Source organism: Rheinheimera sp. (assembly GCF_020217005.1).
GTDB lineage: Bacteria > Pseudomonadota > Gammaproteobacteria > Enterobacterales > Alteromonadaceae > Pararheinheimera.
This window is the reverse complement of the sequence record NZ_JAIWOI010000034.1, coordinates 1-10,000: the sequence shown is the minus strand read 5'-3', so window position 1 is coordinate 10,000 and position 10,000 is coordinate 1. Positions and strand designations below refer to the sequence as shown.

Below are 10,000 nucleotides of genomic sequence, written 5' to 3'. Positions count from 1 at the left end.
TCTGACGCATCAGCATAGCTTTCTGACGGGCTTTAGCATCAGCCAGCTTATCCTGTAGCTGACCTACTTCGTCCTGCAGCTTGCTGACATGTTCATCCAAGTGAGTGATGTCAGCCGCTACGGCCGCCGCCTGGTCCGCCGCTTTTTGACGCTCTACCAGAGCAGCACGGGCTAAGTCTTCACGTTCTTTGCTCAAAGCCAGCTCAGCTTTTGCCTGCCAGTCAGCAACTTCAGCTTCTAACTTAGCGACAACACGTTGCAGTTCTTTTTTCTCTGCAATGGTCTTCGCTGAGGTAGAACGTACTTCAACTAAAGTGTCTTCCATTTCCTGAATAATCAGGCGGACCATTTTTTCCGGATCTTCTGCTTTATCTAATAAAGCATTGATGTTGGAATTTACGATATCTGAAAAGCGAGAGAAGATACCCATACTATTTACCTCTAAATGACTTGTTGGATTCGCTATTACTTATTCAGGTTTCTTGCCAACTTGCCAAAATATTTTAAACCTTTGTTTTAAAACAATTTTATTTATATCACAAAAAGACTATGCCAAGTTCAAGTTATGAAATACACTACTTATTAGTTAATTTCACCACTTCGTAAATCCAGATGAGCAGAAGTTTTCAGCAAGATAACTTAATAGGCCAATCCAACAGCTTTTTAAACGTTTTGGATCAGGTTTCTCAAATCGCGCCTTTGCACAAGCCTGTGCTGATCATAGGTGAAAGAGGCACAGGTAAAGAGCTGATCGCAGCCCGTCTACATTACCTGTCTCAGCGCTGGGATCAAAGTTATTTAACTTTGAACTGTGCGGCACTGAACGAAAACTTGCTGGAAAGTGAGCTTTTTGGTCATGAAGCTGGCGCTTTTACCGGTGCAGCCAAACGTCATGAAGGCCGCTTTGAGCGCGCCAACGGCGGCACCTTATTTCTGGACGAATTAGCCAACACACCTGCTATGGTGCAGGAAAAACTGCTGCGGGTGATCGAATATGGTGAATTCGAACGGGTTGGTGGCAGCCGCTCCGTTAAAGTTGATGTGCGTTTAATTTGCGCCACCAATGAAGACCTACCATCGATGGCTGAACAGGGTGAGTTTCGTGCCGACTTGCTCGACCGTCTGGCGTTTGATGTCATTACTTTGCCCCCCATGAGAGAAAGGCAAGAAGACATTTTGGTATTGGCTGAACATTTCGCCGTCAATATGGCACGAGAGTTAGGTTTTGAACTCTTTAGTGGCTTTAGTGAAAAAGCTAAACGAGCGCTGTTGGATTATGATTGGCCTGGTAATGTGCGTGAGCTAAAGAATGTTGTAGAACGCAGTGTCTACCGCACCAACAATCCTTATGTGCCTGTACATCATATTCAGCTAGACCCTTTCGAGTCGCCTTTTAGGCCGCGAAACAGGGTCCGTACACTTGATCGTAAACCGCAGACAGAAAAAGCAGTGGTGGCAAGTCACGACCAAAGCAGCGATAATCTAACAGTATCAGCCAAAAGCACCTCGGCTTTCGATTTTAATCAGGTACAGGATTTTAAGGTTTTATCAGAGAACTTTGAAATGGACCTGATCAAACAGGCCCTTACTGCCTGCCAGTTTAATCAGAAGAAAACGGCTGAAGCTCTGAATCTGACCTATCATCAGTTACGTGGTTATATGAAAAAGTACAAACTGCTGGACAGCCAACAATGATCAGAGCCTTACTGAGCCTGATGGTTCCTTGTGGCTCTGTGTTGATACTCAGTGCCTGCCAGCCAGATATTCCTGAAACTATCCAGCAAGGTATGGTGTATTGCGCTGAAGGCTCGCCTGAGAGTTTTAACCCGCAACGGGTGACTTCAGGTACTACTATTGATGCCATCAGTCAGCAACTTTACGACCGTCTGCTCGATATAGACCCGGCAACAGGTGAATTGTTACCTGCACTGGCCACCCAATGGCGACTAAGCCAAGATGGCAAAACTTATTGGTTTACTCTGCGCCCTGATGTGCAATTTCATCATACCGCCTTTTTCTCTCCGTCCAGGGCGTTAAATGCAACCGATGTCACTTTCACCTTTAATCGTATACTACAGATTGATCATCCATACCATGCGATAGGCGGAACAAATTACCCCTATTTTCAAAGTGTGGACTGGGGCTCTCTGGTTAAAGCCGTTATAGCCGAAAACAACACTACCGTGCGTTTTGAACTGGCTCGTCCGGATAGTTCTTTCTTGTCCAACTTAGCGACAGATTTTGCTTCTATTTTATCTGCCGAATATGCGCAAAGTTTGATGCAACTTGGTACACCTGAGCTGTTGGATCTTCGACCTATAGGAACTGGACCGTTTTTTTTTAAAGAATATAAAAAAGATCAATTTATCCGCTACTATCGTCATCCGGAATACTGGCGTGGTAAAACCGAATTAACACAGTTGGTGTTTGATTTGGTACCGGACAATGCCAAACGTATGGCTAAACTACTGACTCACGAATGTGATGTAGTCGCTTATCCGCGTAACGCCGAACTGAAGCTGATCACAGAGCGTCCAGACGTAGAAGTACAAAGCCAAACCAGTATGAACGTTGGCTTCTGGGCTTTTAACACCAAAAAACCTCCTTTTGATAATGTGCTGGTTAGAAAAGCCCTAGCTTACGCCATCAACAAGGACGCTATTTTGGATGCGGTTTACTTTGGTTATGCCGATAAAGCCAAAACCTTGCTGCCACCAACATCCTGGGCCTTTTATCACGATTTAGCTGAGCAACAGTACGACCCGGTCAAAGCCAAAGAGCTGCTGGCACAAGCTGGTTATCCTCAAGGTTTTCGTATGGATATTTGGGCCATGCCCGTTCAGAGGTTATACAACCCTAATGCTCTAAAAATGGCAGAGTTGATGCAGGCTGATTTAGCTAAAATTGGGGTACGGGCCTCGGTAGTTTCCTTTGAATGGAATAGTTTCAGGCGCAAACTGTCAGAATATGAACATGACTCGGTGCTGATAGGTTGGGCTGCAGACAATGCTGATCCTGACAACTTTTTCCGACCACTGTTAAGTTGCAGTGCTGCTGAATCTGGCAGCAACAGAGCCAACTGGTGTGATCCAAATTTTGATAATCTTATCAACCAGGCATTGCTTACAGCAGATATCAAACAACGCCGTAGTTTTTATTTAACAGCGCAACTTTATATCGATGAACAAATGCCTTTGGTCAGTATTGCTCATTCCAAACGCTTTCAGGCGAAAAGTATCAAAGTGACAGGGGTTACTATTAATCCATATGGTGGCATCTCAATGGCTGCGGCGAGAAAATCCTTATGATGTTGCATTACTTTTTGCGTCGCTGTTTCTTAATTGGCTTTGTATTTGTTGCACTGACTATACTTGCCTTCAGTTTAAGTTATCTTTTCCCGGGCGAAGTACTAACTAATATTTCCGGGCTGACCGACATAAAGCCAGAGCAGCGACAATCGTTAATAGAATATTATGCATTGGACCAATCACTGTTACAGCAATATATAGCCTACTTAAACCGCATACTGGACGGCGAATGGGGGCTGTCGTTTTCCAGCCAACAACCCGTATTGTCAGAAATTGTCGCCGTATTCCCTGCAACTATAGAACTTGCGAGTTATGCGCTGCTGTTATCTTTTGTATTGGGTATTCCATTAGGGCTCTTTGCCGCCGTAAAAGCGGATAGCTTTTTGGGCAGGCTTATTTCCGGCATTACTCTTGTTGCCTATTCTATTCCTATTTTCTGGTGGGCACTGCTACTTATCATGCTGTTTTCATTAACATTAGCGGTTTTACCTACAGCGGGGCGTATCAGTGTTTTATTTGATATCCCCACCACTACAGGTTTTATGTTGCCCGACATCTGGTTGTCAGACATCAGCTACAAATCAGAAGCGACACTAGACGCTTTACGACACTTGCTATTACCCGCCGTAGTGCTTGCTACTTTCCCTACTACAGTGATGATCCGCTTTACCCGTGATTCTATGCTGGCCGTACTGGAACAAAGTTACATTAAAACAGCAAGAGCGAAAGGCTTAAGCCGTGCACAGGTGTTGTATCACCACGGTCTGCGTAATGCGTTATTGCCTGTAATCCGGCAGATTGGCTTACAATTTAGCACCCTGATCACCTTAGCCATGATCACCGAAGTGATCTTTTCCTGGCCTGGTATAGGTCAATGGCTGCTGGATAGTATCTATCAGCGTAATTACCCTGCCATACAAGGAGGGCTATTAGTGGTGTCCTGCTTAGTCATAGTGGTAAACATGCTGACTGAAATTTTACATACCTTGTTTAATCCACTGGCCAGGAAAGCATAAATGAAAAAATTCCGGCTATATTTTGAAGAACAAAACCGTGGGCCTTTAACTCAGCTTTGGCAACAGTTTCAACGTCAACACGCCGCTGTCTTTGGGCTGATTATGTTTTCGTTTTTTTTGCTGCTTACTATCCTGGCACCTGTCATTACGCCACATAACCCTTATCTGCAAAACCCTGATCTATTGTTACTGGCGCCCTCATGGAGCGACCAAGGATTAGTGCAATATCCTTTTGGCACAGATGACTTAGGACGGGATTTGATGTCTCGCCTGATGAAAGGGGCGACTTATACCTTTGGCATAGCCTTGATCACAGTGCTAGGTTCTTTGCTGATGGGACTGGCACTGGGCGCAATGGCGGGCATGAGTAAAGGTGTGAAATCCAGTATTTTTAATCATGTGCTGGATTTAGCACTGACCATCCCTTCCCTGTTACTAGCGATCATTATTGTGGCCGTATTGGGCCCTGGGCTTTGGAACACTACCTGGGCCATTATGCTGGCTTTATTGCCTCAGTTTGTACATGGCATCAGAAACTCGATACAAGATACCCTAAAACAGGATTACGTTGCCGCTTACAGATTGGATGGCGCATCTAACTGGCAGGTATTGCGCTATGCTGTATTGCCCAATATTTGGGAGCATTTAACTGTAATGGCCACTATGGCTCTGTCTACTGCAATACTGGATATCGCTGCTTTGGGCTTTCTTGGCCTGGGTGCTCAGGCGCCAACTTCCGAATGGGGTGTAATGATCGCTGATGCACTGGATTTAATTTATCTTGCCCCCTGGGCCATTGCCTTGCCGGGTGTTCTGGTATTCGCAGCTGTCCTATCTGTGAATCTGGTCGGTGATGGCTTGCGCACAGCGATGAAAAAACGGCGGGAAAACTAATGATTCTGCTCGATATTAAAAATATGACGATAGAGTTGGAAACTCCGGAAGGATTAATCCGCGCTGTCGACAGGATCAACCTGACCATAAGGGAAGGAGAAATACGAGGTCTTGTGGGCGAATCTGGCTCAGGCAAAAGTTTAATTGCCAAAGCGATAGTAGGAGTGCTCAACAAAAGATGGCGTATTACCGCCGACCGTTTCAGCTGGGCTGGTCAGGACTTATTGCGTTTATCCTATGAAGACCAGCGCAAGATTATAGGCCGTGATATTGCGATGATTTATCAGGAGCCAAGTCGGAGCATGGATCCTACGGCTCCCATTTTGGAACAACTGATAGAGTCCATTCCTGATTCAGAGCTGGAAAGCAGTTGGTGGGGTCGTCCTTTTGAACGTCGAAAAAAAGCTATCGCCTTGTTGCATAAGGTCGGTATTCGCGACCATCAGGCGATATTTAATTCCTACCCTTATCAGTTGCCTGAAGGCGTTTGTCAGAAAATTATGATCGCCATGGCGATCGCGAAAAAACCCAAACTGCTGATCGCTGACGAACCAACTACAGCCTTAGAAAGTACCACTCAGGCTCAGCTATTCCGTTTACTAGCCAGTTTTAACCAGCTCAAAGGTATGTCGATTTTATTAATCAGTCATGAGCTGGAAACAGTAGCCCGTAACACGCAGACTTTGAGTGTGCTCTATTGTGGCCAATTGGTTGAAGCAGGCGAAACTGCAGCTATATTAAAACAGCCCTTTCACCCCTATACAGACGCATTGATAAAAAGCGTGCCTGAATTTCAGCCACAACTGGCCAGTAAACAACCTTTGTACGCTTTGCATGGCAGCATTCCTACCTTACAGCATCTACCTATAGGATGTCGTTTGGGACCACGTTGCCCTAATGCTCGCAAGGAATGTGTCAAGACCCCGGTGCTGGAGCGCTTGCAAAATCATTATTTCAGTTGCCATTTTCCACTGCAAGGTAAAAAGTTATGACAATACCGTTGTTGGAGATCCGCCAGCTGTATAAAAGTTATCAGAAAGCGCAGGGCATCTTTAGCCATAAAACCGTTCAGGCTTTGGCCGATATCAGTTTTAGTCTTTACCCTGGTCAAACTCTGGCTATAGTGGGTGAAACTGGTTCGGGGAAAAGTACATTAGCGAAATTGTTGGTCGGTATAGAAAAACCGGACAGCGGAGAAATTCTACTGGAAGGCGAAGCAGTCACCATCAGCGACTACAAAAAGTATAACCATGTGATCCGTTATATTTTTCAGGATCCAGCCCGTTCATTAAATCCCCACCAAAAAGTGGGGCAAATGCTTAACGATGTTTTACGGTACAGCACGCTTCTGGATGAACAGCAACGTGAGAATAAAATCCATCTTACGCTGCAACAGTTAGGTTTAATGGAAGAACACGCAGATTACTACCCTCATATGTTCTCAGGGGGCCAATTACAGCGTGTAGCGCTCGCCAGAGCCCTGATTATGGATCCTAAACTGCTGATACTGGATGAAGCTTTGACTGCACTGGACCCTTCACTACGAGCTCAGATTGTAAACCTGCTACTGGAGCTACAAAAAAATACCGGTTTGTCTTATTTATTGATCACCAACCACCTGCGTTTAGTTCGTCATATCAGCGACAGCATGCTGGTATTGCATCAGGGTAAGGCACTGGATTATGGCCAAACCAATGATGTGTTCGACAACCCTCAGCATGAGTACAGCAGAAAGCTGATAAGCAGCGCTCAAAGCTAGACAAAGTAGCTACCGCAAAGACAAAAAAACCAACCCTAAGGTTGGTTTTTTTGTTCAGGCAACATAAGACATTTATTGTTCGTCAATGGTCGCTGCTGGTAATGAACGCGTAATTTCCGCCTTGGCTTTTAATGCAGCCACTAAAGCTCCAAAACTACTTTGTGCTTTCTGATCGGCAAACTGTTGTAACTGCTCCAGCGGAGGCTTAGTCGTTACTTCAGTATCAGTCACTTTAGTGACCGCGACCAAAGCCGCATCGCCGCTTGCCAGATTTAACATAGCAACAGTGGCAGGTTGAGCCTCTGAAGGTTTTGCCAGCTCAAAAGCTTTGGTACGTATATCTGAATCAATATCCCCACCAAAACGAGTGACTGCGGCTTTTGTCTCTAACGTCAACTGGGCAGCAGCAGCTACATCCGCTAATGGCTTGCCTGCAACGACTTCAGCCAATAAAGCTTCAGCCTTTGCTTTAGCCAGTTCAGAGCTCTTCGCCGCGATCACTGCTGCTTTCACCTGCTCTGTTACTTCTTCAAGCTTTTTAGTCGTCTCCGCCTGATGTGAATTCACTCGCACCACCACAACATGCTGCGGAGCTACTTCAATCACATCACTGTTCACACCTGCATTGATAAAGTCTTCCGAGAACAAGGTCTCCAGAACTTTAGGTGCTGTTAATTCTGCAGGAGCAGTTGCGCGGCTAAACGCTGGTACTGAGACTACTTTAGAGCCCACAGCTTCGGCAGCTTCCTGCAAACTGTCCGCAATCTCAAAGCTCTTTTCGCCTAATAATTGTTGCAGCTCAGCAAATTTTTCAGCGGCCTTTTCTTCTTTCACAGAGGCCAGAATTTGCTCTTTTACATCAGCAAAAGCTTTCGTCGAACCAGGCTGAATTTCGGTGAGTTTAATGATGTGATAACCGAATTCAGTTTTAACTACAGGGCTGATGTCACCAGTTTTAGCTAAGGCATAGGCAGCTTTTTCAAATTCAGCATCCATCACCCCTTTGTCGATAAAATCTAAGTCACCGCCTTTTTCTGCAGAAAAAGTATCAGCAGATTCTTTCTTAGCTAATTCAGCAAAATCTGCGCCTTGTTGCAGCTGACTGGCTAAGGCTTCTGCTTTAGCTTTAATTTCAGCATTGTCTTCGGCAGACTCCAACAGAATATGCGACACACGGCGACGCTCTTCGGTTTTATACCTTGCCTGATTCGCGTCATAGTAGGCTTGCAGGTCGGCATCAGCTACCACAACAGACTTGGCAATATCAGCCGCAGTTAGCTGCACATAATCCACAGATACGGTTTCTGGCGAAACAAATTGATTGGTGTTGCTTTGATAATAGTCCTGCAACAGTTGATCATTTATTTCAACGGCAGAAGCAAAATCAGCAGCCTTTAATACAGCGTATTGGATATCACGGCTTTGCTGCTGCAACTTAGACAGTAATTGCATCTCAGACACAGTCGCAAATTCTGAACCAGCCAGACCAACCACAAGTTGGTTAGCTGACATTTGCGCTCTTAAATAATCACGGAACTGATTTGGCTCGTAGCCGTTTTGACGCAGTAAGGCGATATAACGGTCGTTATTAAACACGCCGTCGACCTGAAATTCAGGCATAGCACGAATAGTGTCTCGTAACACCTCGTCGCTGACGACTAAATCCAATTGAGCCACAAGTTGACGTTGCAATTGCTCATCAATGAGTTTTTCCAGCACTGAATTGCGGAAGTTGCTCATGTAATTGTTATCAGCCGACAACATTCCAAACATTTCACCAAACTGCTGTTGCATTCTGGCTCTTTCATTTTGGTACGCTGTATCGAACTGAACTTTGGTTATTTCATCACCGTTGACGACGGCAACAGGAACTTCTCTGCTGCTGCCAAGATAACTGCCGACCCCGGCTAACGCAAAAGTCAGGATCACAAAGCCAAGAATGACCTTGGCGATCATACCCTGCGAACCTTCTCTGATCTTTTCTAACATTGTATCTACGTCTCTTTTGGCAACTTTTGGTTGTCTTAAAAAAAAAGCGCATCTTAACAGATACGCCTTTTTCATAAAAGCTGTGGTAGCGTCAGGCTAAATGCGTTTTGCTTTTCTCAACCAGTTGTGCTGGAAGAACCATCAGCTTCATTGGCCTGACTGACACAGCCAGGCGTTCAGCTTAGTTTACGCTGTCTTTCAGCGCTTTACCTGGCTTGAACGAAGGAATTTTCGCAGAAGCGATTTGGATAGTTTCACCAGTTTGTGGGTTACGGCCTGAACGTGCAGCGCGCTCGCGAACTGCAAATGTACCAAAACCAACTAAGGCTACTGAATCGCCTTCCTTAAGAGCCTCAGTAACAGCGTCGATGAACGCGTCCAGAGAACGACCAGCTGCCGCTTTAGAAATATCTGCACCAGCAGCGATTTTGTCGATAAGTTGAGACTTGTTCACAATATCATCCCCTTCAATTGTTATTATTTTCAACAACTACAGTAAATTTGCTTTGTCGTAGTAGCGTGTTTGTTATATCAAGCCTGAATTGGGCTTGCAAGCACAAAACGACACACTACAAAAAATTCTGTTAGGCCACAACCCTTGTCAGACAAGGGCTGCGTCGAAACTGCCCATAACTTAACACAGCCAGAGCAATTGAAAAGCCCCTAAGCAGGATTTTTTATGCTTTTTTTGCTTTTTGCTGGATTTTTTTCCACTTCAAGCACTGACATGCCTGTTGGCGGCTCTTGCAGAGCCAGTTCCAGCACCTCATCAATCCATTTTACCGCACGAATTTCGATATCCCCTTTGACATTATCCGGAATATCTTTCAGGTCCCGAACGTTGTCATGGGGTATTAAAACCCGTTTTATACCACCACGGTGTGCAGCGAGCAGCTTCTCTTTCAGACCACCTATAGGCAGAACTTCACCACGCAGGGTAATCTCACCTGTCATAGCCACATCTGCCCTTACCGGGTTACCAGTCAAGCTGGACACCAGAGCCGTCACCATAGCTATACCTGCACTTGGACCGT

10 protein-coding genes are annotated in these 10,000 nt (G+C 45.4%); 6 read left to right on the top strand and 4 right to left on the bottom strand.

The annotated features are described in order from the left end of the window. The coding region (locus LDL40_RS01720; protein ID WP_300993127.1) for a PspA/IM30 family protein at positions 1-430 on the bottom strand (430 nt) is incomplete at its 3' end. 182 nt (positions 431-612) lie between these two features. Between LDL40_RS01720 and pspF the strand changes: the two genes are divergently transcribed. Genes pspF through LDL40_RS01690 form a run of 6 tightly spaced genes read left to right on the top strand, consistent with a single transcriptional unit; the run spans position 613 to position 6,977 of the window. Next, entirely contained in the window at positions 613-1,695 is a 1,083-nt protein-coding gene (gene pspF, locus LDL40_RS01715) for a phage shock protein operon transcriptional activator (RefSeq protein WP_300993125.1), read from the top strand. Then, on the top strand, positions 1,692-3,308 hold the full coding sequence (gene sapA / locus LDL40_RS01710; RefSeq protein ID WP_300993123.1) for an ABC transporter substrate-binding protein SapA: 1,617 nt from the start codon (positions 1,692-1,694) through the stop codon (positions 3,306-3,308). The genes pspF and sapA overlap by 4 nt, the downstream gene beginning before the upstream one ends. Beyond that, positions 3,305-4,324 carry an ABC transporter permease subunit gene (locus LDL40_RS01705; RefSeq protein WP_300993121.1) on the top strand — a complete coding sequence of 340 codons (1,020 nt, stop codon included), beginning with the start codon at positions 3,305-3,307 and terminating at the stop codon, positions 4,322-4,324. Before sapA ends, LDL40_RS01705 begins: the two co-directional genes overlap by 4 nt. Then, entirely contained in the window at positions 4,325-5,218 is an 894-nt protein-coding gene (locus LDL40_RS01700) for an ABC transporter permease subunit (RefSeq protein ID WP_300993119.1), read from the top strand. After that, the gene (locus tag LDL40_RS01695; RefSeq protein WP_300993116.1) at positions 5,218-6,210 is read left to right on the top strand and encodes an oligopeptide/dipeptide ABC transporter ATP-binding protein; all 993 of its coding nucleotides are present in this window, start codon (positions 5,218-5,220) and stop codon (positions 6,208-6,210) included. Before LDL40_RS01700 ends, LDL40_RS01695 begins: the two co-directional genes overlap by 1 nt. After that, complete coding sequence (locus LDL40_RS01690) at positions 6,207-6,977, top strand: ATP-binding cassette domain-containing protein (protein ID WP_300993113.1); 771 nt, start codon at positions 6,207-6,209, stop codon at positions 6,975-6,977. Before LDL40_RS01695 ends, LDL40_RS01690 begins: the two co-directional genes overlap by 4 nt. Before the next feature lie 72 nt (positions 6,978-7,049). Here the strand turns inward: LDL40_RS01690 and LDL40_RS01685 are convergent, their stop codons facing one another. The 3 genes from LDL40_RS01685 to LDL40_RS01675 form a co-directional block, all read right to left on the bottom strand. Continuing rightward, positions 7,050-8,966: a SurA N-terminal domain-containing protein gene (locus tag LDL40_RS01685; RefSeq protein ID WP_300993110.1), complete on the bottom strand. Its 1,917-nt coding sequence runs from the start codon at positions 8,964-8,966 to the stop codon at positions 7,050-7,052. 181 nt (positions 8,967-9,147) lie between these two features. Then, positions 9,148-9,420, bottom strand: a complete 273-nt coding sequence (gene hupB, locus LDL40_RS01680) for a nucleoid-associated protein HU-beta (protein WP_008898812.1) — start codon at positions 9,418-9,420, stop codon at positions 9,148-9,150. A gap of 209 nt (positions 9,421-9,629) precedes the next feature. Next, positions 9,630-10,000: S16 family serine protease (locus LDL40_RS01675; RefSeq protein WP_300993108.1), on the bottom strand; the 371-nt coding region annotated here is incomplete at its 5' end.